Source organism: Methylobacterium sp. E-045 (assembly GCF_022829685.1).
Taxonomy (GTDB): domain Bacteria; phylum Pseudomonadota; class Alphaproteobacteria; order Rhizobiales; family Beijerinckiaceae; genus Methylobacterium.
In genome coordinates this window covers 116,856-142,105 of the sequence record NZ_JAKSYE010000096.1, presented here as the reverse complement: position 1 = coordinate 142,105, position 25,250 = coordinate 116,856, and the positions used below count along the sequence as shown (strand labels likewise).

Here is a 25,250-nt window from a genome sequence, read left to right as displayed (position 1 = left end):
ACCGTCAGCGACCGACCGTGGCCATGAGATGCTCGGGATAGCGCTCGCCCTCGACGCGGATCTCTGCGGCGGCCCGCTCGATCCCGTCGAGGTCGGTCTCAGACAGCACGACTTCCGCCGCCGCGAGGTTCTCCTCCAGCCGATGGAGCTTGGTCGTGCCGGGGATGGGAACGATCCACGGCTTGCGGGACAGCAGCCACGCCAGGGCGATCTGGGCGGTCGTCGCGCCCTTGTCGTCGGCGATGCGCTTGAGCAGGTCGATCAACGCCTGGTTCCTCTCCATCGCCTCGGGGGTGAACCGCGGCAGCATCGCGCGGAAGTCGCCCTCACCGAGCTTGGTGTCCTTGCCCATGGCGCCGGTGAGGAAGCCCTTGCCGAGCGGGCTGTAGGCCACCAACCCGATCCCGAGCTCCTCGCAGGCATCGAGGATGCCGTTGGTCTCGACGCCGCGCGTCCAGAGGGAATACTCGTTCTGGAGTGCCGTGACCGGCTGCACGGCGTGGGCCTTGCGGACGGTGGCCGCGCCGGGCTCCGACAGTCCGAAGTGCCGGACCTTGCCCGCGGCGATCAGGTCCTTCACCGCGCCGGCCACGTCCTCGATGGGCACGTTCGGGTCGACCCGGTGCTGGTAGAACAGGTCGATGACCTCGATGCCGAGCCGCTTGAGCGAGGCGTCGGCAACCTTGACGATATGCTCGGGCCGCGAGTTCATCCCGGCCTGCTTGCCGTCGGCGATGTCGAACCCGAACTTGGTCGCGATCACGACCTTGTCGCGGACCGGCCGCAGCGCCTCGCCGACCATCTCCTCGTTCGTGAACGGGCCGTAGACCTCGGCAGTGTCGAACAGGGTGACGCCGCGGTCGACCGCCTGACGGATCAGCGTGACGCCCTCCGCCTTGGTGACCTTGGTCGCGTAGCCGAAGTCCAGGCCCATGCAGCCGAAGCCGAGGGCCGAGACCTCAAGGCCACCGGTGCCGAGTGTGCGAGTCTTCATGATGATGCTCCGAATGGAAAGTGCAGGCGTCCTTGGGTCAGGCGCGGTACTGCGCGTCGGTGACCTGCTCCAGCCAGTCGACCGCCTTGCCGTCGAGCTTCTCGGCGATGGCGACGTGGCTCATGCCGGTGGTTGCGGTGGCGCCGTGCCAATGCTTCTCGCCGGGCGGGAACCAGACGATGTCGCCGGGACGGATCTCCTCGACCGGCCCGCCCTCGCGCTGGGTCCATCCCAGGCCGGAGACCACCAGGAGGGTCTGGCCGAGCGGGTGGGTATGCCAGGCGGTGCGGGCGCCCGGCTCGAAGGTCACGGTCGCGCCGCCGACCCGGGCCGGCTCGGTTCCCTGGAAGGGCGCGTCGATGCGGACGGAGCCGGTGAAATACTCGGCCGCTCCCTTGGCCGAAGGCTGGGAGCCACTTCGCTTGATGTCCATAAGATTTCCCTTGGTTCCGTGCGACGGCGGCTGTCGATGCCGCCGCGATGCCATGGGAAACAGGGTAGACCTGTCGGACAATCCGGATTAGCCGCGCAATTCTGCATGAGGCTATGAGGTCTCCTCATCAATTCGGACGGAACCGATTGCGGATCGGCCGGGCGCGCGAGGCGTCAGCGGTAGGAATATTGGAGGACCGCCTCCGGCAGCCGGGCGCCATGGACGGTGATCTTCGAGGCGGCGGCCTCGATCTCCCGCATGTCGTCGGGTGACAGCACCACCTGCGCAGCGCCGAGGTTCTCCTCGACCCGGTCGAGCCTGCGCGTTCCAGGGATCGGGACGATGAAAGGTCGGCGTGCCAGCAGCCAGCCCAGCGCGATCTGGGCCGGCGTCGCGCCCTTGGCCTCGGCGATGCGCCGGAGCAGGTCGACCAAAGCCTGGTTGGCACTCATCGCCTCCGGGGTGAACCGCGGGGAGTTCGACCGGAAGTCGGCCTTGTCTATGGTCGCGTTCGGATCGACCTTGCCGGTGAGGAAGCCGGCGCCGAGCGGGCTCCACGGCACGAACCCGATCCCGAGCTCATCGCAAAGCGGCAGGATCTCCGGCTCCGGGTCACGGGTCCACAGCGAATACTCGCTCTGGATGGCCGCCACGGGCTGGACGGCATGGGCTCGGCGGATGGTCGGGGCGGCTGGCTCCGACAGTCCAAAATGTCCCACCTTGCCATCGGCGATCAGGTCGCCCACGACTCCCGCGACCTCCTCGATGGCGACCTCCGGGTCGACGCGGTGCTGGTACAGGAGGTCGATCCGGTCGGTCCGGAGGCGCCTGAGCATGCCCTCCACCGCCCGCCTCACATGCGCGGGCTTGCTGTTCAGGCCGGGTCGGCGCTCGCCGGTCTCGCTGTCGATGTTCCAGCCGAACTTGGTGGCGATGACGACGCCGTCCCGGACAGGCGCCAGCGCCTCGCCGACGAGATCCTCGTTCGTGAACGGGCCGTAGGCCTCGGCGGTGTCGAACAGCGTGACACCGCGCTCATAGGCGCCGCGGATGACGCGGATCGCCTCGGACCGCTCCGGCGAGGCGCCGTAGTAGTTCGCGAAGCTCATCGTGCCGTAGCCGATCTCGGAGACGGTCAGCGGGCCGAGTTTGCGGGTTTTCATGCTCGTGTCCTAATCGGAGTCCGGTTGATCGGGGCTGCCTGAGGCTTAGCGGTCGATGGCGGCGTCGAGGGCTTCGGAGAGGGGGGCGCCCTTGATGTCGATGGCGGCGAAGGCCCGGTCGATCTCGCTCAGGTCCCCTGGCGTCAGGTCGAGCTCGGCGGCCGGCAGGTTGTCGTCGACGTGAGCGACGTTGGTGCCGCCGGGGATGGGGACGATCCACGGCTTCTGGGCCAGCAGCCAGGCCAGTGCGATCCGGGCGGGGCTGCTGCCTTTCCGCAATGCGAGGTCCTTCAGGAAGTCCACGACCTTGAAGTTGGCCTCCAGCGCCTCGGGCGTGAACCGGGGGAAGTCCTTGCGTAGGTCGTTCGGGTCGTCGAACCGCATGTCACGGGTGATCGCGCCGGTGAGGAAGCCCTGGCCGAGCGGACCCCAGGCCACGAGGCCGATGCCGAGCTCCTCGCACAGGGCGAACTTGGTCGTCTCGGGCTCGCGCATCCACAGGGAGTAGTGGTCCTGGATCGCGGCCACGGGCTGTACGGCGTGCGCCCTGCGGATGTTGTCGACGCTGGCTTCTGACAGGCCGAAATGCTTGACCTTGCCCTCGCCAATGAGGTCCTTCACCGCCCCGGCGACGTCCTCCATCGGCACGGCCGGATCGACCCGGTGCTGGTAGAGCAGGTCGATGCGGTCGGTGCGCAGCCTCTTGAGGGATGCCTCGACCACGGTACGGATGTGCTCGGGCCGGCTGTTGAGGCCGACCATCTCGGACCGGTCGTTGATGTCGAAACCGAACTTGGTGCAGATCAGGACGCGGTCGCGCATCGGCTCCAGCGCCTCGCCGACGAGATCCTCGTTGACGAAGGGCCCGTAGCCCTCGGCGGTATCGAAAAGGGTGACGCCGCGGTCGACGGCGGTCCGGATGACCGCGATGGCCTCGCCTTTGTCGGTCGCCGGGCCGAGGCCGAAGCTCAGGCCCATGCACCCCAGGCCGATGGCGGAGACTTCGAGACCGTCCCCGAGTTTGCGCGTCTTCATGGTTCCGTCCCACCTGATCGGTCCGGCGCCGCGCCGGTCCCATTGATCGGCAAGCTACCCGTTGCGGACCCATCGGATTAGTCGCTAGAACTCGCATGAGGCTATGAGCGAGGTTCATGAGTGGCGCGCGAGAACCTCAACGACCTCTCCTCGTTCGTGGCGGTGGCCCGTGAAGGCAACTTCACCCGGGCGGCGGCCAAGCTGGGGGTGTCGCAATCGGCACTGAGCCATTCGCTTAAGGGCCTGGAGGCGCGGTTGGGCCTAAGGCTCCTGACCCGTACCACGCGGAGCGTCTCGCCCACCGACGCCGGGGACCGCCTGCTACGGACCTTGGGGCCACGCTTCGACGAGATCGACGCCGAACTCGCCGCCCTCACCGAGATGCGCGACAAGCCGGCCGGCAATATCCGCATCTCGGCGGGAGAGCACGCGGCCGAGACCTTGATCTGGCCGGCCCTTGAGCGGCTGTTGCCGGACTACCCGGACGTCACCGCGGAGGTGATGGTCGACAACGGCCTGACCAATATCGTCGCCGAACGCTACGATGCCGGCGTGCGGCTCGGGGAGCAGGTCGAGAAGGACATGGTCGCGGTGCGCATCGGGCCGGACCTGCGCATGGCCGCGGTGGCCGCGCCTGCCTACTTCGAGGGGCGCCGCAAACCACGCACCCCCGATGACCTGACCGGGCACGCCTGCATCAACCTGCGCCTGCCGACACGCGGCGGGCTCTACGCCTGGGAGTTCGAGAAGGGGTCGCGCGTGCTGAACGTGCGGGTCGAGGGGCCGCTGGTGGTCAACACCGGCTCGATGGCGCTGAAGGCAGCCCTGGGCGGGCTAGGCCTCGCCTACCTGCCCGAGGACCGGGTCCGCGCCGACCTCGACGGCGGCCGGCTCGTGCAGGTCCTGTCCGATTGGTGTCCGCCATTCCCGGGCTACCACCTTTACTACCCGAGCCGCCGGCAGCCCGCTCCGGCCTTCGCCTTGCTGGTCGAGGCGCTGCGCCATCGGGGATAAGGTGGTTACCCGGCCGCTCGTGTTCCCGCAGCGGCGAGAGGGCCTCGCCGCCCGACGCCGTACCGATTTCCAAGTGCCGCCACCGCCTCGTCGCCTGCCCTTTCCCCGCTGTCGTGGGCCCCGTGGGCGGTTGTGAAGTCGAAGGGGTGCGTCGCCTCGCCCGCGAAGAAGAGCCGGTCATCGAAGGGCTGCGCCAGCCGCGCCCGCGCGTGGGATCGGCCCGGAAGCGCGCAGCTGTACGCGCCGCCGATGGACGCCATCCGGCTCCAGGACGTCGCCGCGAGTGGTCGGATCGCCGAGGCCACGTCGCTGCCGAACAGGGAGGCCAACTCCGCCGAGACGAAGGCGAAGCCGGCGGCCGGGCCTTCCTCCTCGACGATCCGGGCGCCGTCGCCCCCGAGGAACGCCTCAATCACCGGCCATCCATTGGGGCGGATCGAATAGGCGGCCGACCTTGGATCACGCAGGTTGCCGTAGGCATGCGAGTCCGGCTCGAACGCGGCATCGCGCCCGATCTCCAGGAAGATCTTTTCGTTGCGACCGAGAGGCAGGGCGGCGGCCGCCTCGCGCCACGGGTCGACCCCGCAGGGAAGGCGGATCGCGTCGCCGGCCAGGACCGCAGTCGAGACCGTGATGATGGCGGCCCCGGCACGGACGATGCCGGCGCGGGTGGTGACGGCGACGCCGTCCGCCGTCAGATCGATCCGCTCGGCGGGGGTGGCGAGGCGCAGCGTCGTCGAGGACGGCAGGCTGGCGGCGACCAGCGTGCCGTAGCCGAGCGGCAGATGCCAGTTTCGGCCGGTCGAGGCATCGTCGTAGGCCAGGTAGTCGGCTGCGGAGATCTGCTCGGGCGCGACGCCGCTCATGAAGCCGGCGATGGCCTGCACGTAGGCGTTCCAGGTGCCGCCTGGCTCAAGGGCGTCGCTGGCCCGGTCGCTGCTCGCCGCGACGGTGCGGAGCCGCTCCTCCCATTCGCCGTACGCCTTTTGCGCCGCCTCCTGGGCGTCCTGGTCCTGGGTGATGCCGGGGTGGGCTTTCGACCATGGCGGCTCGCCGCGGTCGACCGGGAAGCCCGACGTTTCGGCGATGCCGACCCAAGCATTGCGGTCGCCCGAATGGAGCCATTCGCACCCGAGGTCGAGCGGGTATCCGCCGAGGTCCTGCGTGTATGCGCGACCGCCGAGGCGCGACGACGCCTCAAGCAGCAGGGCCGATGACCCATGAGCGGCAAGACGCCGGGCGGCGCCGATGCCGGCGGCGCCGCCCCCTACGATGATGACGTCGAACGCAGTGCTCATATGAGCAAGTTGAGGTCGTCCCACCCGGCTTCCAAGGTTCGTGCGGCAGTTGCACCATACCGTCGAGGCGCCTGAAGCTGTCTGAGTTGTCACTCGGGAGGCCGTGCGGTGTCGCAGGGCCTCCCCCAATCACACGCGGCCGCCGGAAACGCCGACAACCGTGATATGGCTCGATCAGAGGACGGGCATTCCACCTGCCACGGTGACCAGGGCACCCGAGGTGTAGCTGCTCTCGTCGGACGCCAGCATCACATAGGCCGAGGCGAGCTCGGCCGGCTGGCCGGGGCGGCCGAACGGCACTTTCGAACCGAACGACTTGACCGAATCCTGGTCCATCCCGGAGGGGATGAAAGGCGTCCAGATCGGCCCCGGCAGTACGCCGTTCACGCGGATGCCCTTTTCAGACAGCAACTGGGCGAGGCTGAGGACCATGTTGCTCAGGGCGCCCTTGGTGGCGCTGTAGGCGAGCAGCGACGACATCGGGTGCTTCGAGTTCACCGAGGAGGTGAAGATCACCGAGGCGCCGGGCTTCATGTGGGCCATGGCCGCCTTCGTCACGTAGAACGGACCGAAGACGTTCGTGCGGAAGTGGTCCTCGAACACCCCATCCTCGATGCTATCCAATCCTTCGTTCGGTTGCTGGAAGGCGCCGTTGTTTACGAGGAGGTCGAGGCCGCCGAACGTCTCAGCGGTGCGGGCCACGATCTCGCGCCCGTAGGCCGGATCCTTGAGATCCCCCGGCAGGAGGAGCGCTCGCCGCCCGGCCTTCTCGATCCAGGACTGGACCGCCTCGGCGTCCGCCTGCTCCTCGGGCAGGTAGGAGATGGCGACGTCCGCCCCCTCCCGGGCGAAGGCTATGGCGACCGCGCGCCCGATGCCGCTATCGCCACCGGTGATCAGCGCCGCTTTGCCGGAAAGCCTTCCCGAACCCTTGTAGCTCTCCTCGCCGTGATCGGGCTCGGGGGTCATCTTGCCGGTCTTGCCGGGAAAGCCCTGGGGCTGGGCCTCGAACGGAGGCCGGGGGTACTTGTGCAGGGGATCGGTCGTCATGGCGCGTCTCCAGGGGGAATGCCGACCCAACAGGATTTCCCCGGGGGTGTTCCTCGTAGCAGGTAACGTTGCTCGCTATCGCGACGCCCACGGAGGAGAGCCTCCCCGCCGGTTTCCGCCAAAGACCGAATACCGGCGGCGCGACATCCACCCACCGGGTCAAACTCGCGCCGACCAAAAATTCGCCTCCACGATTAAGCGTGACCGCTGGACGGAACGCGTCAAATCCGTTCATGGTTTGTTCGTAAGCGAGATTCGCGGAGGAGCACCATGCAGATCATCGATATCGCCATCGGCTTCCCCATGCCGCTGCCGCTTCTCGCCAAGCCAGTGCGCGCCGGTTTCCCGAGCCCTGCGGACGACTTCATCGAGGAGGAGATCGACCTCCAGCGCCTGCTGATCGTCAACCGCCCCGCCACGTTCCTGGTCCGGGTCGCCGGCGACAGCATGATCCTGGCGCGCCTGTTCGACGGCGACCTCGCCGTGGTCGACCGGTCGCTGACCCCGCGCAACGGCGACATTGTGGTGGTGGACATCGACGGCGAGCGCTCGTTCAAGATCTGGAAGCGCCAGGGCCCCCGGATCTCGCTGCACTTCGCCAACCCACGCTTTCCCGAGTACCGGTTGGCCCCGGACGCCCTCGTCGAGATTTGGGGCGTCGTTTCCGGGTCCGTCTGCGCCCGGCGCCGCTGCGAATGACTGCCCGGGCCTACGCGCTCTCCGACGGCAACTCGTTCTACTGCTCGTGCGAGCGGGTCTTCGACGCCCGCCTGGCGAAGGTGCCGGTGATCGTGCTGTCCAACAACGACGGATGCGCCATCGCCCGGACCAACGAGGCCAAGGCGCTCGGCATCCGGATGGGCGAGCCCTGGTTCAAGATCCGCGACATGTGCAAGGCCCAGGGTATCCGGGTCTACTCCTCGAACTACGCCCTCTACGGCGACATGTCGGCCCGTGTGAACGCGGTCTATCGCGACTTCTCCCCCCGGATCGAAATCTACTCCATCGACGAGAGCTTCCTGGACATCTCTGACGTGCGGGAGCGCGACCGAGAGACCCTGGCCCGGGACATGCGGGGAACGGTGCGGGCTTGGACCGGGATCCCCACCTGCGTCGGCATCGGCTCGACCAAGACCCTAGCCAAGCTCGCCAACCATGTGGCCAAGAAGAACCCCGAACTCGGTGGGGTCTGCGACCTGACCGATCCCGAGCAATACGACCACTGGATCATCCGCATCCCGGTCGGCGACATCTGGGGGGTGGGACCGGCCAACGCCCGGCGTCTGGAGGCGCTGGGATGCGACAGTGCCGCCGATGTCCGCGACCTCGACACGCGCGTCGCTCGCAAGGCGATGACCGTGGTCGGAGAGCGCCTCGTCCAGGAGCTGCGGGGCATGGCCTGCCTGGACCTGGAGACGGTGGCCGCCACCCGGAAGGGATGCGCCGTGACCCGGTCGTTCTCCGAGCGCGTCGAGGACATCGCGACCATGGAGCAGGCGATGGCCACGCACGCGTCCAGACTCGGGGAGAAGCTCCGGCGCGAAGGGCTGGCCACTAACCACGTCACGGTCTTCTTCCACACGTCGGAGCATGACCGGCACCGGCCGCAGCGTTCGGTCTCGACCGTCGTCACGCTCCCCGAGGCGACCAATGATACCCTCGCGCTGGTGAAGGCCGCCACCCACGGCGTCCGGAGGACGTGGAAGGGGGGCTACCGCTATTCCAAGGCCGGGATCGTCACCACCGATCTGACACCGCTGGCGGCCTCGCAGCGGGCATTGCCGGGCCTGGGCCAACTCGACCGGGAAATGGGGGCGGCCCTGATGGAAGCCCTCGATGCCTGCAATCGTCGTTTCGGACGCGGCGCCGTCGTACCGGGCGCCGCCGGCTTCGCTCCAAAACGCGAATGGTCGACCAAGTTCGAGATGCGGTCGCCTCGCTACACGACCCGCCTTGACGAGCTTCCCGTCGTTGCTGCCGCCTGATGGGCCCCATACGATAGAGCTCGACGGAGAGGATCATCACCCCTTGCGCTCGGGGACCGTCCAGGCGATCACCCCACCAGTTCAGGAATCCTTAACCATGAAACGCACGCCCGCTCCCCCCGCCGACTGACCCCGGAGAGCGATGCCGCGCGCCCAGCCTCCGCAACCGCGAGAGGCTGACATGCCCCAAATTTTCTTCACCGCAGATAGCCACGTTGGCCACCAGGGCATCCTCAGTCCGAGGATGCATGCCCCCCGGCCGTTCGCTTCGATCCAGGAGCACGACGAGACTTTGGTGGCCCGCTGGAACGCCGTGGTGCGCCCGGAAGACACCGTCTGGCACCTGGGCGACTTCGCCTACCAGTGCTCCGAAGCGTATGCCCGGGGGATCTTCGAACGCCTGAACGGTCGCAAGCTCCTGGTTTGGGGAAACCACGACCGCATCGGGGCGCGCCTGCCATGGGCCGAGCCCGTGGTCGACGTCGCCCATGTGGTCGTCCAGAATTCTGACGGGACCGCCACGGGCATCTGGTGCTCGCATTACGGGCATCGGGTGTGGCCGCGGATGCACCGGGGCGACATTCACCTCTACGGGCATTCCCACGGTACCCTGCCGGGGACCGGGGCGAGCACGGACGTCGGTGTCGATTGCTGGGATTGGGCGCCGGTGACTCTGGAGCGGATCCGCGAAAGGTTGGCCGGAAACGCGAGGGGCGAAGCGTCCTCGGTGGCGGAGCTTTGCCGCGGATCCGAGAGTAACGCGTAATGGGTAACGCTACACGTTACATCATTTAGCTGGGCTGGGGGGCGACGGCGACCTGGAACGCCTGCGGTCCCGACCCATTGCCTTGGGGCGATGGATGGGGGCGGTGATGGTCGTGTTTCGGTTGATCCTGAAGGCGATGACGTGAGCGGTCCGACGGAGGTGTTGCTGGCAGGTGGGACCGGGGGCCTGGGCCTGCGGATCGCGAAGGCGCTGCGGGAACGCGGTGCCGGCGTGAAAGCGGTGGTCCGGCGCGGCACGGCGGCGGACCGGGTCTCCGCCCTGCAGGCATCCGGCGTGCGCGTCGTCGAGATCGACCTCGACGACCTGTCCAAGGTCACGGCAGCCTGTATGGGGGCGGACTGCGTCGTGTCGGCGCTGAACGGGCTGCGGCCGACGATAATCGGCACCCAGTCAGTGCTCCTGGATGCAGCCGTCGCGGCCGGGGTGCCCCGGTTCATCCCCTCGGACTTCTCGTTGGACTTTTCGCAGACGCCCCCGGGGTGGAACCGCAACATGGATCTGCGGCGGGAGTTCGCGGAACGCCTCGACGGGGCACCGATCCGGGCGACGTCGATCCTCTATGGCGCCTTCATGGACATGCTGACCGGGCAGGCGCCGTTCATCCTGTTCGGCCCGCGGCGGGTGATCCACTGGGGCGATGCGGACGAGGCCGTCGACTTCACGACGATGGACGACGTGGCGGCCTACACGGCGGCCGCGGCGATGGACCCGACCACGCCACGGTGGCTGCGGATCGCCGGTGAGGTCACGAGCCCCCGGGGCCTGGCGGCGACCGCGAGCGACGTTGTCGGCAAGCCGTTCAGGACCTTGCGAGTGGGCGGCATCGGGCTGCTGGGAGCAATGATCAAGGTCGCTCGGCTCGTGGCGCCCGGAAAGGGCGACGTGTTCCCACCGTGGCAGGGCATGCAGTACATGCGGGACATGTACAGCGGCGACGGCAAGCTCGGGCCGCTCGACAACGACCGGTATCCCGGGATGCACTGGACCGAGGTGCGGGAGGTTCTCGCGACACGTCGAGGGGCCGCGTACCTAAGCCGGCCGAGCGGGGCTTAACCCTCTTCGGCGTCGATCCACTGGTCGTCGACGCTGATAATTCACCATCGCACAAAGGCCGCTTATCGACCGATGGCCTCGAAGCCATACTTCCGCGCTCTCATGTCGAAGGCGGCCTGGCCCCCCTCCATGATGTCGGTGACGGCGTCGCGGACCGACGGGGTGTCGATGGCCCCGTCGACCTGAACCTTGATCGCACCGGTCCCCGCGGGCGCCTTGTCCTCCGGCACGGTCGCGACCATCGTCACGACCTTGTCGGCGTCGCCGTTGACGACGAGGTTCGCATTGTGGGTCGCGAAGATAATCTGGCGGGTCGTCTTCGAGGTCTTGATGCGATCCACGATCCGCATGATGACGCGGTTGTCGAGATCGTCCTCCGGTTGGTCGACGATCAGGGTCCCCGCCACCTGCCGAAGCAGGAGTTCGAGGAGGGCCGAGGCCTGCTGACCGGGCGAGGCCCGCTCGAAGGGGATCTTCTGGCCATCGCTGACATAGGTCAGCTGGATCGAGTCTTTCGGGGTCGCCGAGATGATCAGGCCGACGGTTTGATCCGTGAGCTTGCCGTAGAGGCGGGAGGCTTGGTTGTCGGTCAGCGAGACCACCTGCCCCTTGAAGATGCAGTCCTTGATGCTGCGGCTTGCATCCGCACCCGGTTCGGCGGGGCTGCCGGCCATGATCTTCGCCTTGTAGATCGCGACAAGCTCATCGCAGAGGGCCTTCCACGCAACGCCATCGGTGACCTTGAAGATCGAGGACACCCACTCGTCGCAACCCTGCTCGACATTCCGGACGTTTGTGCCCTCCATCAGGGCGCAGAAGGCCGCAATGCATTCGGCCGGTCGGTTATCCCTCTTCTCCCACGCCTTGAGCGTCCCGTTGGATTTGTTCGCCACCTCGCCGGCGGCGCGGCGGAGCAGTTCGTGGCGCGCCTGGACGAGGGAGGCAAGGCCGTCCCTGGCCTCAGTGAATGCGGCGACCGCCACGCGAGAGGTGGCTACTTTCGCCGCCACCCTTGCCTCGGCGGCCTCGGCCTCTTTCAGTTGGATGGACAGCCTCTCGCCCTCGGTGATCAGCGCGCCGTGCGCTGCCTGCCGATCCTTGGCGATATCGTAGCGCGAGCGGAAGTCCGCACTCGTTGCCGCGAAGCTCTCCGAGGCGGTCGCATGCTCGGTCACCATCGCGTCAATCGCGAGTACCATATTCCCCAACTCGGCACGCAATTTCGCACGCGTAGCCGCCAGGGTATCCCGCAGTCCGGCGATCTCAGGAAAATCGAAAGCCCCGGGATAGCGGTCGCCGGGTAGGTCGAGGATGACGGCGTCAAGTGCGAGGATCCGTGCCCGATCCTCCGCTAGTTGAGAGACGGCCTTGTCCAGGTAGTTGCGGGCACGGCCATGTCGCGGCTCATCTGCCAGCAGTACGAGATCATCCGGCAGTACGCCCCCATCAACCATCTGGGAATTTACGGCGTCGAGCCGGCGCCTGATATCGTCGACCGTGCTCTTGGCCTGAGCGAGTTCGAGCTCGGACTGCCAATGCGCGGCGAGGTCCTGCAATGCCGTCGTCAGGGTTCGCTTCGCGCTGGCAATCTCGGAATCTATGCGGCGGCGCTCGTCGATGACTTCGGCGGCGGCGATGCCCGTGATGTTCTCCGCGGCCATCGTCGGATCGACCATCGTGGTCGAAAGCTCCTTCTGGTGAAAGGCGCGGGCGGGGAAGCGTTTCCGTGCCGCAGCGACGGTGATTGGCTCCACACCCCCGGCGGTCGTGACGGTGATCGTGTCCGGGTTGTCTCCACCCCTCCGCCAGACCTCCCTGACGCCGCCACGCATGAGGGTGACCTCGACCCAGCCGCCTTTCAGGGTTTCCTCGATGAGCTTCTGCTCGCGGTCCCGCCCACGCCCCTTCTGGGGATCCTCGTGCTTCAGGTCCTGGACCGACTTTCCGAGTGCGAAGCGAAGGAACTCGATCACCGCGCTCTTTCCCGAGCCGCGACCGCCGACGAGGACCGTCAAGCCGTCATTGATCGTGATCTTGAGGGGAGCGTCCCCGGTCAGGGTCGACTGGATTACGATCTCGGTCACACGCTCGTTGGGGACCTGGGGCTGGGAGTGGGCGACTCGCGCCTCGTCCGCCAGCAGCGCCTGCCGAAGGGACTCGACGGTCCGTTCCCCGAGCTTCACCCAGCATTCGTGGTGGCCGAGACGCTCCCAGGCCTCACGCTTGTTGTCACCCGTGGCGATGATGGCCCGTCTCCGGGTACCCCAGTCCTTGATGCGTCCCTGTATCTTCCCGAGGGTGACGTCATCGAGATCGCGATGGTGGCATTCGATATAGACCGCGTCGCACAGCAGGTCCCTGAACCGGGCGTTATGCCCTGCCTGGTTGAGCGACTTGTGGGCGCCTTCGTTGCTGAAATGGGGAATGACGATGGTGGCCTGCCGGAGGGCAGGATCATTCGCCACGATCTCCAGAACCTCGACGATGGTATGCCCGCACGACAGCACCTCGCATCCCCGTGCATCGTGGGCATCCGCGTGGCGGACAGCCTTCAGTTGGCTGATGAGGCGATGCCAGGTCTCTCTGGGAGACGAGGGGTCCAGAAGGGCAAGGCACTGCACCGCGTCATGGCAGGTGATCTCGACGCCGGGGAAGACCACAAGCGGGTGTGGGCTCCTTTCTGCGGCCTTGATGACGTAGGGCAGGAACGCGACGTCGTGGTGGTCCGTGACGGCGATGGCATGAAGCCCACGCTCCACGGCAGCGGCCACGAACCTATCGGCCCAGGCGTGCCGCTCCGCCTCCAGATCGGGACCACCGCCGGGCAAATTCGGAGAACCCTGCCACCCCCAGTCACGCGGGGTATGGCACTGAAAATCGACTTTCAACCAGCGGGTGCCGGGATGAGTACCAAGCGTCACGTGCGTTCCCCGTCAAACTCCGGCCATTCATACCCGAAGTGAGCGGTCAGGAACCAAGGTCAAGCTTAGCAAGTTCCATCGAATTTGCAGTATATTTCATAGCTCTGAATCTGGAGTAGACTGCGCAGGCTGGACTGGCATTTTCCGCCGGCCAGTGAGTTCCCCTCGACGGAAGTTCGATCCGAAACCCGGTGCTGGACATGCCCCTGCACCTCCGTCGGGCCTGGGTGCAGCACTGCAGGTTTCTTGGACGTGCCCTCCCGACGCGCCGGGAAAGGCTGCATGGACATTCGTGGACGCGTCGTGAGTAGCGCGTAATGCTATTCGATACGTTCTACTCCACGAGTCTCCCTATCCGTCGCTTGATGCCCCCTCGCTCCGAGAATGCCCTGTTTCCCCCAACTTTTTCCAAGCGGTAGTCCCGCCATTGCCACAGGCGGGGACCGAAGGGCCGGTCCGAGCGCCTGACTTAGAAAATCGTCGTCCAACCATGGACTTGCCGCCCGCCCGGAACCCTGCTACGTCTCGTTAATCAGAGTTGCTGAATGAGATTATTCAGATCAAGCGAGAGAGTGAAAGCTCAAGGGAAACAGGCATGTACATGGATCGACGGAGCGTTTTCCGAAAAACCCGCCTCATGGAGCTCCTCCACGAGGTCAGCCATACGCTGGACATCCCACCGGGACGGAAAGAGGAGGCTGCCGAACGCTATGACGGCGTGGCGCGCTGGCTCTCCCAGGGAGATCACCCGCTCTTGAAAGATCTCTCGCTGTACCTGCAGGGCTCGGTGGCCCTCGGAACCGTCGTGAAGCCCCTCGGGATCGCGGAGTTCGACGTAGATCTGGTCTGCCTCCTTCTCGGTGCCTCCTCGGGCATGGAGCCGGCTGAGGTGAAAAAGATCATCGGGGACCGCCTGGCAGCCTCCGGCCATTACGCGCCGCTGCTGGAAGAGATGCCGCGCTGCTGGCGGCTGAACTACGCCGACCGGTTTCACCTCGATATCACGCCCTCGGTCGAGAACCCCGCCTGCCTTAACGGGGGCGAACTCGTCCCCGACAAGGCCCTCCGGAAGTGGAAGCCTTCCAACCCGATCGGATACCGGCGCGACTTCGAGACCAAGGCCGCCCTGACGCTTCGTATCCGTGTCACCAAGGCGTTCGACGAGGCGGGTGGCATCCGTGCCGACATCGAGCCCTTCCCCGTTCAAGCCACCGAGAAGGGCATGCTGCGAATCATCGTCCAGGTCGCCAAGCGGCACCGCGACGTCCATGTCGACCGGTACGGGATCGATGCCTCCCTCGCGCCGATCTCCGTCATCCTGACGACTTTGCTGGCGCAGAGCTACGCGGCGCTCGCGGGTACCACCTTCGACACCGAGTACGACGCCCTCGTTGCCGTCGTCGGCGGCATGACGAGGTTCATCCGCCATGACGTGGTCGATGGCCGCCATCTGTGGTTCATCATGAACCCCACGACGCGGGGAGAGAACTTCGCAGAGAAATGGAACCGGAAGCCCGCCCGCGCCAAGGCCTTCTTCGAATGGCACGCCCGTGCGCTCGCCGACCTCGAAACCCTCGGCTCCGCTGAGGGACACGATCAGGTCCGTCGTAAGATGGAAGGCATGTTCGGCCCGAGGCCGGTCGGCAAGGTCTTCGCCGCCATGGAAGCGGGTCTCGCCGCCGCTCGGCGGAGCGGTAGCCTGCACGTGGCTGCCGGCATCGGACTCACCACGGGCGTCACGCCCCTTCTCGCGGCCACGCCGGTCCGTTCCAACACCTTCTACGGGAGGTAAGGATGGCCGCGGCGATCCGATCCCGGCGGTTCCTGACACCGGCGCAGCATCACCTGAACCTGAAGGCCAACCCGATCTGCAAGGGTCGGGGAGCCTCTGGGCCTGGTGGCCTGAGCTGGCAGTTCACGACCTCGCCGGATCCTCTGGGGAGGCTCTACGACCTCCGGATCGTCCAGGCTCCGCGTCGCTCGCCGCAAGTCTTCGTCGATGCGCCCGACCTTCGGGCCATCGCCGGTGGGCGAAAGCTTCCGCACGTCTATTCGCAGTCCCCCGTCTCCCTGTGCCTCTACCTTCCCGGCACGGGGGAATGGGAGCCGTGGATGCTGCTCGACCGGACCGTGGTCCCGTGGAGCATCCTTTGGCTCCGCTACTACGAGGAGTGGCTCTTCTCGGATGATTGGAAGGGAGGCGGGATGCACCCGCCGTCGCGCCCCGCCAGCGGACGTCCTTCCTCCTGAGGAGAGCGAACATGCATGTCATCGATCCCAAACACGATCTCGCCCGCGATTACCGGGTCCTCTCCCTGGACGGGGGCGGCATTCGCGGTGTCTTTCCGGCTGCGATCCTCGCCCGCCTAGAGGAACATCTCGACCAACCTATCGGACGCTACTTCGACCTGATCGTCGGCACCTCGACCGGTGGGATCATCGCCCTCGGTCTGTGCCTCGGCCTCAGCGCCAGGGAGATCCTTACCTTCTATGAAGAGCGCGGTCCTGAGATCTTCGACCAGCACCGCGGGCCTGTGGCGAACTGGATCAGACAGCGCTTTCGTGGCGCCGCGAGCTGGTTCGGATACAAATACTCGTCCGACAACCTGCATAAGGCGCTCAAGGACATCCTCGGGGACAGGCGCCTCGGTGAGAGCCGGACCCGCGTCGTCATTCCGGCTTGGCACCCGGTCAACGAGCATGTCTATCTCTACAAGACCGCCCATCATCTGCGGTTCGAGAGCGATCACAAGCAGCCCGCCGTCGATGCCGCCATGGCAACCGCGGCCGCCCCGACGTTTCTATGTCCTTACCTTACCAGCGACGATGTCGAACTCGTCGACGGCGGAGTCTGGGCTAACAACCCTATTGGCGTCGCTGCGGTCGAGGCTGTGGGGGTGCTCGGGTGGCCAGGCGACCGACTGAAGATCCTGAGCATTGGGACCACGACCGATGTGCAAGCGCCCTCCCGCTTCGGCGGCAAGCTCTTCATGGCTCCGAACGTGACCCGCCTCTTCATGGCGGGGCAGTCGCATAGCGCCATGGGAGCCGCCAGGATCATTACCGGGGATCCGCACACGAGGAAGGCGATCTGGCGGATCGACCATGTCGTTCCCACGGGACGCTACACGCTCGATAACGTGGCGCGGGTCGCCGAGATGAAGAGCCGGGCCTACGCTGAGGCAAGGGAACAACTTCCCGAACTCCGGCGACACTTCTTCCATTCGCTCGCCGAGCCGTTCGAACCGGTCCACCCCCTGCCGCCTCTGAAGTCCGCAGCCTGATAAAACTTGAATTGACCGAAAACGAAAAAGGCCTGCAACGTCGTTGCGGGCCTTTTTGCAGCAGATACGGACGTCAGGCGTAGGTTGTATGTCCAACCTTTGCGATAGGGTGATAGATAAATTCCGTTCCTCCGGTCTCGGCACTACCATCCGACCGCAGAAGGAATCCCCCACTCCAAAGCTGCTTGAATTTCGACGATGAGTTCGCGATGGACATACCATCCCGAGCAGATGCGAACTCCGACGCGCGGGTGGCGGGGCGCTCAAGCGCAAACGCAAGAGCTTCGCGGACACCTTGGCTCGGTGGCATACCGATCAGCTTGTACGAACCATCGTACCAAACAACGAGAGGCTGCTCTTTCTTAACTGCAGCCGCATCGATGTTATCTCGCAGATCGTCATCCGACAGGTCGACGATAAAAAAGCCCTTCTCCCCTCGATGACGACGGGCGATCTCGACAATGGTCTCAGAGGCGAATGAGAAATCCAGGTGTTCGATGCCGGCCATGGAAATCGCAAAAACCCTCTCACGAGGGCGCTGATCCACGAATTCCCTAATACGCTCGAAAACCTGCCGACCCATGGGCCGGCCCCAGCCCGCCGTCTCACCACCCATCATATCGATCAGGGCGATCACGTTCGCAGCTCTCTCGTTCATCGAAATCACTTAATCAGTTTTCATTGATTTTGTCAAGCCGCGAGGCTGAACGTGATCGTCATGTGCGTCCCAGCCAGGTAGGGCAGATTATCGTACAGCATACCCTTGGCCGGCTCGTAGGCTCCCGCCGATGGGAATAGGATCACCCCTTGCCTCTCAGTTCTGATGTCGAGCGTCGACCTGAATTTGATGGCTTTTTGGGCCGAACCTTTGAGCCCCATTCCGCGCCCGTCCTCCCCGGTGCTCGATACACCGCGCCGAATCGCTTCGCACAAAATCTCCACGTTCCCCGCTTCAGCGAGCGCTGGAACTTCAGCCACAAGCGCCGGCCGCAATTTTCGAAGAATGCCGACGCCGCTATCCGCCACCGTCACGACCAGATTATTTCGCTTGCGATACACCTGCAGCGCCGCGAACCCGTCGAGGTCGGTTTCGCTATGATCTCCGACGTTGCTGACAAGTTCGGACAGTGTGGTGCGGGTCGCTTCCACCAACGACCGAACGTCCGAACGCGTCGAGCAAGCCTGTTGCACTGCAACGATCAGGCGCTGCCTCAAACCAGGATCACATCCCTCGCGGTTGATCGGTTCAATCTCGACGAGGCCGCCGTTGCCGCCCCTGTATGCCATCGCCCCCAGCCTTTCCGGACGATGCGGAAGTACGCACACGTCCAGTGCCAGCCTATCGAAAAAAAGGATTCGGTTGATGTACCCCAGGACGTCGGGGGTTTCCGTCAGGTCGAGCGTCAGGCGTTTAGACGACGCGGACGCCTGATTGGCGTAACAAAGCAGTCGTACGACGGCATCGACCTTCAGCCGACAGCCAAGCGAGGCAACAAAGCGAATTTCATCTGCCGCGTTAAAGGCGTGCCCCGGGGATTGAGCTATGGCCGCATCAACATCGCCCGCTGTAAGCCAACCGGAAGGAAGGTGAACGATCTTCAACGCTTCGACCGTCCCCTCGTGAAGGCCAAATTGATGTGAGGTAAATGGCTCACCCGGAAGCGGCATCCAAGGGATGGTCCGCGTCCGCTGTCATGTTCAGGCACTATCGTCCCATCCCTGGCCCCAACCTAACTCCCCCGCATGGTCAAGGTTGCGGGATATCGCAGCGTTTCGTCCGGTCTCGTCGGCTCACTGATACCGCCGCCTTTTCCACAGTCGTCCCCAGATCCTGTTTTTGGACTACTTGCGTTCGCGCGGCTTCAGCTGCAATTAGGCAATCATGTTCGCACTTATGAAACGCACGGTGAACCGGACGGGAATTCCTGGGCCGGCGCACTCTGATTCCTCCTCCCGTCGATAGCCTCGCGTCTGTCCGCGATGCCAGGGAGGACCTTTTGACGGACCCCTCCCGATGACCACCCTGCGTTTCCCCCTTCGAAAATCAGATGCCTCCCGGCAGGGCACCGCCCCTGTCGCGACCTGTCACGGGCGCGCTCGCGCCTTCCCGACACCCGCCATGGGCTGACCCGTCGCCACCAGCGCGACCGGCTGCCCTAGCGTGGAGGCAGCCATGACCAGACGCCCACGAAAGCCCGATCCCGAAACCGCTGAGGCGTTCCTCGGCAACGAAGATCTCGATATCCCCACGGTCGAGCATCGCGAAAACCCCTCGAAGGTGCTCGCCGGCCTCATCCTTGAGAAGGCCCTGACGAGGGCGACCCGGAGGCGCCTCCAGAACGAGCGCGGGCTCGCGGTGCTCGTCGAGCCCCCGACCGCAGCCTGGGTCCTGCAGGTCCGCAGCGTACTGTGCCTGACTTTCGACTGGGGCATGACCGACGCCCGGGACGGCATTGGCCGCGCTCGCAAGCCCACCGACGGGGCGGCCGAACTCGCCGACGTGATCGCTTCCGGCCAGCGCGTCGTCGTGGTTTGCCACGCCCCGGATGCGCATGTCCCGCCGGCCTTCATCGCCGCCGCCGACCTGCGCATTAGGCTGAACCGGCCCACCGCGGCGATGGTCTCCACCGCCATCCGCATGCTCACTGGGAAGGCCGCCCGGCGCGTCCCGGCCCAGGTTGAGATCCTGGATCTGCCCGACATCGCCTCCGCCCTCAGGAACGGCATCGGCGGGCCGGCCGGATGCGTCCGGCGCCTCGAACGCGCCATCGCGGCGAAGTCGTCTCCCGGAGCCAATCTTCGCCGCGTCCCACCGGTCCATGAGCTACATGGTCAGGGCGAGGCCGGAGTATGGGCCCGACGCCTGGTTGACGACTATCGAACCATGTCTCCGGCCGACTTCTGGGTCCAAGCCGACAAGTCCGTGGTCGTGTTCGGCGACCCCGGCGTGGGCAAGACCAGCCTGGCGCACAGCCTTTCCGTCAGTACCGGGCTTCCACTTTTGGAGACCAGCGTGGCGGCTTGGTTCGAGGGCTCGGGGTACCTGGACAAGACCCTGGCGGCGATGACCGAGGCCTTCGCGGCGGCGCGCTCTCACGGCGGAAACGGGTGTATATTCCTATTAGACGAACTGGACGGAATGCCCGGGCGCAGAGCCGCATCGGGCGACCGGGACAGCACATATTGGATGCCGTTGCAGGCCGCCTACCTACGTACTGTCGAGACCACGGCCGCCCCTGGATCGCGCGTCATCCTCATCGGTTGCACGAACTTTCCCGACCGCCTGGATCCGGCCCTGATCAGGCCGGGCCGCCTGGGACGCCTCATTCACGTATGCCGGCCGGATGCCGCCGCCATCGCCGGGATCTTGCGCCAACACCTGGGCGACGACCTCGTCGGCATCGACCTGACCGATGTCGCGGCCGCAGGCGCCGGAAGCACCGGCGCCGACGTCACCGCCTGGATCGCCCAGGCGCGACGGACGGCGAGACTCGCGGGTCGCTCCCTGCAGATCGGCGATCTGCTGGAGGCTGTCCTGCCGACCGATGACCGCTCCGAAGCCGACCGATATCGGTGTGCCGTCCACGAATCCGCGCATGCCGTGATTTCTCACATGGTGGGTGCCGGCCGGATACGCCGGGTCACCATCGTCGCATGCGGCCAGATGGGCGGCATGACTGAACTGGACGACCATGGGTCCTCTGTCATGTCGAAGGAGATCCTCGACGCCAGGATCATGGCGGCATTGGCCGGCCGTGCCGGCGAGGAGGAGTTCGGGCTCGGGCCGACCACCGGCGCCCACCATGACCTCGCGCAGGCGACCGGCATCGCCACGGCGATCCGTGCGTCCTACGGCCTGGGCGATAGCCTACTCCACAGGTCTCATGTCGACCGAGGGCCCTCGGGCCTCCTCGACTTCGACGCTGCCCTTAGAAAAGAGGTTGAGGGCGACCTGGCGCGTCTCTACGCCGACACGCAGGCCTGCGTCCGGCGCCACCGGAGCCTGATCGAGGACCTTGCGCGGCTCCTGATGAGGACCCGCATCGTCGAGGCCCCCGCCTTCCTTTGCCTAGTCGGAGATTACGAGGCGGCCCTGGATCAGTTCGTCGCCAGCACCATGGGGGTGAGCCATGGATGAGTGCGTGCTCGCCCTGCTGGGCACCCTGGTCGAGATCAGGACCGAACTCGGGGACGACGTCTACGAAGCCGCCGTCGACCGCGCCCGGCTGGCCATCGCGGCCGAGGTCATGGTCGAGGCCGAACGCCGCGCGTTGCGGCGAGAGCGCGAACATCGTCGCGATGGCAACATAATCGTTCTCAGACCAGATTTCTCCGGTCCTACCTGTCGGGGATAGCGCATAAATTGCGAAAAGCACTCGATAGCTAACCTGTGCAAGACAGTAGGCACTTCACTGGCATTGAGGTCCTGCAGGGTCCGGCCTGTGCCTTTCGCCTTCGCCTTAGAGAGAAACGGTCAAGCATAATGCGAAATAGGAGTCGATGGTTTTTTCAAGCGTTCATTTTGTCCTGGGCTCCGAGCACGGTTTAATGCCATCAAGGTAGCCATGACCAACGTCACGCAACATATGGCCGCTTTCATGCGGGCCTACCGTCAGTCTGGCTCCATAGCCTGAGGTCGTTGCGGACCTTCGGCCTGGAGTACCGGCCGATCTAAAGCCCCCGAAAAACGGTCGCATATCGGCCAGGAACCGGCACCAGCCGGCATCGGGAGGCACCCATGACCACGAACTCGATACCGCTACTGTAGGGGCCATCGACCCGGATTGATCCGGGTCGCATCCCAGCCTCATCGAGCCAGATTAGCCGCGCCTGAGATCCCTTGCGCGTCTCCACCCGTGTCCAGCAGCGAGCCTCCCCATGCCGACCATGCTCCTAAAACGCGCCTCACTAGGCCGCCCCCCTCAGCCCTATTCCTCCCCGGCGCGCCCTCTCGCGACGGGCCCCCCACGCTTCGCAGGAGGCCCCTGTGACCCAGAATGCCACTCCCTCGACTTCCGAACGCAAGCCCAAGCCACGCGGATGGAAGCCCCGATCCGAACCATCCCCTGAGGCCGCAACCAGCGCGCTGGGCAAGGCCATGACGATCCAAGAGGTCGCGAAGCTTCTGGCCTGCTCGGAGAAGCAGATCGAGAACTTCATCGCCGATGGTGAGATCACGGTCTTCAACATTGGTCGCGGAAAGATTCGTCAATCACTGCGTGTTACCGACGAGGCCGTCGCCTCCTTCATCAGGAGGAGGATGGTTAAGCCTTCCGTCCGTACAATTGACGCAAGTGGTTATGGGTCCGATTTCGCCGAATATCTCGCAAGGAAGGGCAAGCGATAATGAAGAGACAGAGACTTGTCCCCGGTGAGATCATGCCGGTCGCCGATGGTTCCGATTATGGGAAGGGTTACTACCTTCCGACGAACTCGGAGGATGGTGAATATATTTTCGACGTCCAAATCGCAAAGCAGCGATATCAAGGCGGCACTGGTTGTACGACCGAAGCGAACGCCAAGGCTTACGTAGATGCGTATCGTGCCCGTAAGCCTAAGGATCGCGTATTGGCTGATGCCGCAAACATGACTTGGATGCAGGGTGCGTCGAAGTACATGACCGACAAGGGAAGCGCCACGAAGACCGCCGACATGATCCGCGTGAGGTTTCATCTACTCACGTTTCGTATAGGCCCTAACACTAAGCTGCAGGATATCGATGACGAACTATTAGGAGAATTAATCAAGCTGCGAAAGCAGGACCATCGCTGGGAAGACTCTGATAAGGGCAATGTATCCGGGGCAATGGTCAATCGCAGTGTAACTGACTTGGTCAAGCGCGTCCTGACGCACGCCCGCAAGCGATACAAGGTGCCGCTGCCGAATGAGCCAGACTATGTCGAGTTCGCCGAAGCCGAAGAAATGCGCGTTCGCGTGTTGAGCGACTATGAGGAGGCGCTTCTACGCAATGACAAGCGCAAGGACCTTCTGGAGTTCGTGGATTTCCTATTGCTGAGTGGCCTACGCCTGTCGGCGGCACTCATCCAATGGAAGCAAGTCGACTTCCGCGAAGGGGTTATCAGGGTCCCGCGGCTTAAGCGGAAGAAGAACAGTAAGAATCCTTTGATCCAGGAAATCCCGATCACGCCTCGCCTTGAGGTGCTTCTTAGAGCCCAAGTAAATCGGCACGAGACGTTCGTGTTTACGTACCAAGCAACGAAGACCCAACGGATCGCCCGCACGGACCGGAAGATGATCAAGGGGCAACGGTATCCCCTCACCTCCGAAGGTTTCTCGTCGTCTTGGGAAGATCTTTGCTGGCGTCGGGGTGTCGATGACCTTAGGATCCACGACCTGCGGAAGACGGCGGGCACCCGGATGCTGCGTGCAACCGGCAACATCGCCGTCGTCAGCGAATTCCTCGGCCATTGCGATATCCGCATGACGATGCGCTTCTACGCCTTCATGTTCACCGACGATGTACGTGCGGCAATGATGGCGACCGAGACGCGCTACTACGAGGGGATGCAGATGCCACTCGATCCGACGGCGTCACCGCCTCAGGACGGAGGCTGCACCTGCGGTGCTGGCAGGCCGACCTTCAGGCCGCCCGGCGGCCTATCGCCGGTACCGTACCACCCAAACGTCGCTGCTGGCGCCAGTTAGGGCTGCAACACCCTCTAATGCAGCCACCCTACCTGGCAAGCTATTTACAGGCTAGCAGCATACTGCCATCTCAGATTTTAGCCCTCGCCCTCATAGATCACAGAACGAAATATCAAAACCGGAGTTCTTCTATGAAGATTCCTTGAAGATCGAGGGCGTCCCGGTTGGCTAGCATGCCATCCAACGAAAATATCTGCTGGTAGTTGGGGATACTGGTCCGGGAATAAGGGATAAAATCTTTCATGAGGCCCGCGAAAAAATCGCAACGCTCGGGGATTGCCTGGTGGAAGCCACGAAAGATAAGAATTACATTCAGACATTGGCGCGATAAAGCTCAGATGGATTTCGTCCATTGACACAATGCGGCTGGTGTTCGCTCCAAATATACTCTGTGGGGCAGGCATATTTTTATCTTCGACGATGTCTATAATCTCAGCGCAGACGCGGTCCCAGCCTGTGAGGCTTGCTTTGGAGGTTGAGTTGCTCGGGTAATTGAACGGTTCGCCAGCCGCCAGTGGACCACTTGATGTGATGATAGTTGAGTTGCACAGGAACGATCTCAGGAATGCTCCAAAGCTGACAACGCAGCCGTCGCCCTGGATGGAAGGTCCTAACATCCACCAAGATGGCCAAGTGGTGGTGACGTTCGAAGGGATCTGATTGCACCGAGGCGCTCCTACGTACCAGCCAAACGGTTGGGGCGTCGTCTTAGCCGCATTAAGATTGATAGCGGTTGCGAGTGGATGCGTGTTTCCAGAGGTTTTATATAAATCAAACTCTGGCCAAGCTGAGAGTAATTCGTATTCGTCCTTAGTGCTGCCGGCCATAGGTGAAATAGGTACCGTAGGCCGTTTAGTCTGCGCATACCTCTGCGTGACTTTGGCTTGGAGTAAAACGGCCCTAGCACGCCGCGTTACTGGGGTTGGCTGGCCGGCGATCCTTTGCTCCTCGATCGCGAGTAGTACCGCATCGCCAAGCTCTGTCTTTTTGGTCCTGTTAAAAGGCTTTGCGAGAGGGATCTTGTCGATCCATGCCAGCTTGATTTGCAGGACTCTCGCTGGACCGCCTTGGGTGATGAGCCCCGCGGTCATCTCGCTGTGAAGAGCGCGCAGGTAACCCTTACCAAACAGCCTGGCCAACTGCTTGAGCTCGCCTAAGGCCCTGGTTCGTTCGCAGTGATGGAGCGTGAGATCATCAACGCGCTGTGCCATGGCCGCGTCGAACCAGTTGAACATGGGACCGCCGCCGAGGTTCGAGTTGAGGTGCTCGCCAACCGGTTTGCGACCATGCTGAGCCAGCTGGACCATACCACGATCCTGGGCTTCCTTGATGCCTTTGGCACGATCCGTCCCTGAGCAATCGTCGAACCGCCTGCTAGGCTCTCGGCGTTGGCAGGGAGCGAATCGTGGGATTGTTCGGACGTAGGGCTCATCAGCCGAGCAAACCCGCTTGGGAGGTCACCAACAACTTGCGCGAAGCCGAGAGCAGGTACGTTGAGATCCTCCGGCGCGAGATCAGCAACCTCATCATTGAGGTCGACACGGAACTGATGGTTCGCTGTTACCAG

22 protein-coding genes are annotated in these 25,250 nt (G+C 64.5%); 12 read left to right on the top strand and 10 right to left on the bottom strand.

All coding sequences use genetic code 11. From position 1 onward, the window contains the following. Nucleotides 1-4: 4 nt before the first annotated feature. From MKK51_RS19410 to MKK51_RS19395, 4 genes are all read right to left on the bottom strand, one after another. A complete protein-coding gene (locus MKK51_RS19410; RefSeq protein WP_243979820.1) occupies nucleotides 5-994 on the bottom strand; it encodes an aldo/keto reductase in 990 nt (329 codons plus the stop codon). A gap of 37 nt (nucleotides 995-1,031) precedes the next feature. After that, a complete protein-coding gene (locus MKK51_RS19405; protein ID WP_243979812.1) occupies nucleotides 1,032-1,427 on the bottom strand; it encodes a cupin domain-containing protein in 396 nt (131 codons plus the stop codon). A 173-nt stretch (nucleotides 1,428-1,600) separates the two neighbouring features. After that, the gene (locus MKK51_RS19400) at nucleotides 1,601-2,590 is read right to left on the bottom strand and encodes an aldo/keto reductase (protein ID WP_243979811.1); all 990 of its coding nucleotides are present in this window, start codon (nucleotides 2,588-2,590) and stop codon (nucleotides 1,601-1,603) included. 45 nt (nucleotides 2,591-2,635) lie between these two features. After that, nucleotides 2,636-3,625 (bottom strand): aldo/keto reductase, encoded by a 990-nt coding sequence (locus MKK51_RS19395; RefSeq protein WP_243979809.1) that lies wholly within the window; start codon nucleotides 3,623-3,625, stop codon nucleotides 2,636-2,638. Nucleotides 3,626-3,745: 120 nt separating this feature from the next. Between MKK51_RS19395 and MKK51_RS19390 the strand changes: the two genes are divergently transcribed. Beyond that, nucleotides 3,746-4,639, top strand: a complete 894-nt coding sequence (locus MKK51_RS19390) for a LysR family transcriptional regulator (RefSeq protein ID WP_243979807.1) — start codon at nucleotides 3,746-3,748, stop codon at nucleotides 4,637-4,639. A 5-nt stretch (nucleotides 4,640-4,644) separates the two neighbouring features. On the opposite strand, the gene MKK51_RS19385 is transcribed toward MKK51_RS19390, so the two are convergent. Then, nucleotides 4,645-5,937, bottom strand: a complete 1,293-nt coding sequence (locus MKK51_RS19385) for a flavin monoamine oxidase family protein (protein WP_243979805.1) — start codon at nucleotides 5,935-5,937, stop codon at nucleotides 4,645-4,647. Nucleotides 5,938-6,111: 174 nt separating this feature from the next. Further along, nucleotides 6,112-6,987, bottom strand: a complete 876-nt coding sequence (locus MKK51_RS19380; protein WP_243979799.1) for an SDR family oxidoreductase — start codon at nucleotides 6,985-6,987, stop codon at nucleotides 6,112-6,114. Between the two features lie 270 nt (nucleotides 6,988-7,257). Here MKK51_RS19380 and MKK51_RS19375 point away from each other — a divergent pair, with 270 nt between their 5' ends. The 4 genes from MKK51_RS19375 to MKK51_RS19360 all read left to right on the top strand — a co-directional run bounded on the left by MKK51_RS19375 (nucleotide 7,258) and on the right by MKK51_RS19360 (nucleotide 10,812). Further along, a complete protein-coding gene (locus MKK51_RS19375; RefSeq protein WP_243979797.1) occupies nucleotides 7,258-7,686 on the top strand; it encodes a LexA family protein in 429 nt (142 codons plus the stop codon). Then, nucleotides 7,683-8,972 carry a Y-family DNA polymerase gene (locus MKK51_RS19370; protein ID WP_243979794.1) on the top strand — a complete coding sequence of 430 codons (1,290 nt, stop codon included), beginning with the start codon at nucleotides 7,683-7,685 and terminating at the stop codon, nucleotides 8,970-8,972. Before MKK51_RS19375 ends, MKK51_RS19370 begins: the two co-directional genes overlap by 4 nt. Before the next feature lie 181 nt (nucleotides 8,973-9,153). Beyond that, nucleotides 9,154-9,738, top strand: coding sequence for a metallophosphoesterase (locus tag MKK51_RS19365; RefSeq protein ID WP_243979792.1), 585 nt, complete (start codon nucleotides 9,154-9,156; stop codon nucleotides 9,736-9,738). Nucleotides 9,739-9,879: 141 nt separating this feature from the next. Beyond that, nucleotides 9,880-10,812: an NmrA family NAD(P)-binding protein gene (locus tag MKK51_RS19360; protein ID WP_243979791.1), complete on the top strand. Its 933-nt coding sequence runs from the start codon at nucleotides 9,880-9,882 to the stop codon at nucleotides 10,810-10,812. A 62-nt stretch (nucleotides 10,813-10,874) separates the two neighbouring features. Here the strand turns inward: MKK51_RS19360 and MKK51_RS27605 are convergent, their stop codons facing one another. Further along, complete coding sequence (locus MKK51_RS27605) at nucleotides 10,875-13,733, bottom strand: TrlF family AAA-like ATPase (RefSeq protein WP_409565724.1); 2,859 nt, start codon at nucleotides 13,731-13,733, stop codon at nucleotides 10,875-10,877. 637 nt (nucleotides 13,734-14,370) lie between these two features. Between MKK51_RS27605 and MKK51_RS19345 the strand changes: the two genes are divergently transcribed. From MKK51_RS19345 to MKK51_RS19335, 3 genes are read left to right on the top strand one after another with little or no spacing between them, the layout of a single operon-like run. Beyond that, nucleotides 14,371-15,525: a nucleotidyltransferase gene (locus tag MKK51_RS19345; RefSeq protein ID WP_243979784.1), complete on the top strand. Its 1,155-nt coding sequence runs from the start codon at nucleotides 14,371-14,373 to the stop codon at nucleotides 15,523-15,525. A 2-nt stretch (nucleotides 15,526-15,527) separates the two neighbouring features. Next, on the top strand, nucleotides 15,528-15,983 hold the full coding sequence (locus tag MKK51_RS19340) for a hypothetical protein (protein WP_243979783.1): 456 nt from the start codon (nucleotides 15,528-15,530) through the stop codon (nucleotides 15,981-15,983). Between the two features lie 11 nt (nucleotides 15,984-15,994). Then, nucleotides 15,995-17,017: a CBASS cGAMP-activated phospholipase gene (locus MKK51_RS19335; RefSeq protein WP_243979781.1), complete on the top strand. Its 1,023-nt coding sequence runs from the start codon at nucleotides 15,995-15,997 to the stop codon at nucleotides 17,015-17,017. A 73-nt stretch (nucleotides 17,018-17,090) separates the two neighbouring features. Here the strand turns inward: MKK51_RS19335 and MKK51_RS19330 are convergent, their stop codons facing one another. Together MKK51_RS19330 and MKK51_RS19325 are read right to left on the bottom strand one after the other, a co-directional pair. Continuing rightward, nucleotides 17,091-17,654, bottom strand: coding sequence for a hypothetical protein (locus MKK51_RS19330; protein WP_243979780.1), 564 nt, complete (start codon nucleotides 17,652-17,654; stop codon nucleotides 17,091-17,093). 53 nt (nucleotides 17,655-17,707) lie between these two features. Continuing rightward, nucleotides 17,708-18,685 carry an ATP-binding protein gene (locus MKK51_RS19325; RefSeq protein ID WP_243979778.1) on the bottom strand — a complete coding sequence of 326 codons (978 nt, stop codon included), beginning with the start codon at nucleotides 18,683-18,685 and terminating at the stop codon, nucleotides 17,708-17,710. A gap of 505 nt (nucleotides 18,686-19,190) precedes the next feature. Here MKK51_RS19325 and MKK51_RS19320 point away from each other — a divergent pair. The 4 genes from MKK51_RS19320 to MKK51_RS19305 all read left to right on the top strand — a co-directional run bounded on the left by MKK51_RS19320 (nucleotide 19,191) and on the right by MKK51_RS19305 (nucleotide 23,683). After that, nucleotides 19,191-21,155 (top strand): AAA family ATPase, encoded by a 1,965-nt coding sequence (locus tag MKK51_RS19320; protein WP_243979777.1) that lies wholly within the window; start codon nucleotides 19,191-19,193, stop codon nucleotides 21,153-21,155. A 4-nt stretch (nucleotides 21,156-21,159) separates the two neighbouring features. Beyond that, a complete protein-coding gene (locus MKK51_RS19315) occupies nucleotides 21,160-21,372 on the top strand; it encodes a hypothetical protein (protein WP_243979775.1) in 213 nt (70 codons plus the stop codon). A 632-nt stretch (nucleotides 21,373-22,004) separates the two neighbouring features. Further along, nucleotides 22,005-22,364: a helix-turn-helix domain-containing protein gene (locus MKK51_RS19310; RefSeq protein WP_243979773.1), complete on the top strand. Its 360-nt coding sequence runs from the start codon at nucleotides 22,005-22,007 to the stop codon at nucleotides 22,362-22,364. A 32-nt stretch (nucleotides 22,365-22,396) separates the two neighbouring features. Next, nucleotides 22,397-23,683, top strand: coding sequence for a tyrosine-type recombinase/integrase (locus MKK51_RS19305; RefSeq protein WP_243979771.1), 1,287 nt, complete (start codon nucleotides 22,397-22,399; stop codon nucleotides 23,681-23,683). Nucleotides 23,684-23,760: 77 nt separating this feature from the next. Here the strand turns inward: MKK51_RS19305 and MKK51_RS19300 are convergent, their stop codons facing one another. Beyond that, a complete protein-coding gene (locus MKK51_RS19300) occupies nucleotides 23,761-24,990 on the bottom strand; it encodes a hypothetical protein (RefSeq protein WP_243979770.1) in 1,230 nt (409 codons plus the stop codon). Between the last annotated feature and the right edge of the window lie 260 nt (nucleotides 24,991-25,250).

Excerpts from the sequence above, each read along its gene's own strand:
- MKK51_RS19375 (WP_243979797.1), top strand. The coding sequence starts at position 7,258 with ATGCAGATCATCGATATCGCCATCGGCTTCCCCATGCCGCTGCCGCTT.
- MKK51_RS19400 (WP_243979811.1), bottom strand. The coding sequence starts at position 2,590 with ATGAAAACCCGCAAACTCGGCCCGCTGACCGTCTCCGAGATCGGCTAC.
- MKK51_RS19340 (WP_243979783.1), top strand. The coding sequence starts at position 15,528 with ATGGCCGCGGCGATCCGATCCCGGCGGTTCCTGACACCGGCGCAGCAT.
- MKK51_RS19320 (WP_243979777.1), top strand. The coding sequence starts at position 19,191 with ATGACCAGACGCCCACGAAAGCCCGATCCCGAAACCGCTGAGGCGTTC.
- MKK51_RS19335 (WP_243979781.1), top strand. The coding sequence starts at position 15,995 with ATGCATGTCATCGATCCCAAACACGATCTCGCCCGCGATTACCGGGTC.
- MKK51_RS19365 (WP_243979792.1), top strand. The coding sequence starts at position 9,154 with ATGCCCCAAATTTTCTTCACCGCAGATAGCCACGTTGGCCACCAGGGC.
- MKK51_RS19325 (WP_243979778.1), bottom strand. The coding sequence starts at position 18,685 with ATGCCGCTTCCGGGTGAGCCATTTACCTCACATCAATTTGGCCTTCAC.
- MKK51_RS19380 (WP_243979799.1), bottom strand. The coding sequence starts at position 6,987 with ATGACGACCGATCCCCTGCACAAGTACCCCCGGCCTCCGTTCGAGGCC.
- MKK51_RS19395 (WP_243979809.1), bottom strand. The coding sequence starts at position 3,625 with ATGAAGACGCGCAAACTCGGGGACGGTCTCGAAGTCTCCGCCATCGGC.
- MKK51_RS19370 (WP_243979794.1), top strand. The coding sequence starts at position 7,683 with ATGACTGCCCGGGCCTACGCGCTCTCCGACGGCAACTCGTTCTACTGC.
- MKK51_RS19410 (WP_243979820.1), bottom strand. The coding sequence starts at position 994 with ATGAAGACTCGCACACTCGGCACCGGTGGCCTTGAGGTCTCGGCCCTC.
- MKK51_RS19345 (WP_243979784.1), top strand. The coding sequence starts at position 14,371 with ATGGAGCTCCTCCACGAGGTCAGCCATACGCTGGACATCCCACCGGGA.
- MKK51_RS19305 (WP_243979771.1), top strand. The coding sequence starts at position 22,397 with ATGCCGGTCGCCGATGGTTCCGATTATGGGAAGGGTTACTACCTTCCG.
- MKK51_RS19300 (WP_243979770.1), bottom strand. The coding sequence starts at position 24,990 with ATGGTCCAGCTGGCTCAGCATGGTCGCAAACCGGTTGGCGAGCACCTC.
- MKK51_RS19405 (WP_243979812.1), bottom strand. The coding sequence starts at position 1,427 with ATGGACATCAAGCGAAGTGGCTCCCAGCCTTCGGCCAAGGGAGCGGCC.
- MKK51_RS19385 (WP_243979805.1), bottom strand. The coding sequence starts at position 5,937 with ATGAGCACTGCGTTCGACGTCATCATCGTAGGGGGCGGCGCCGCCGGC.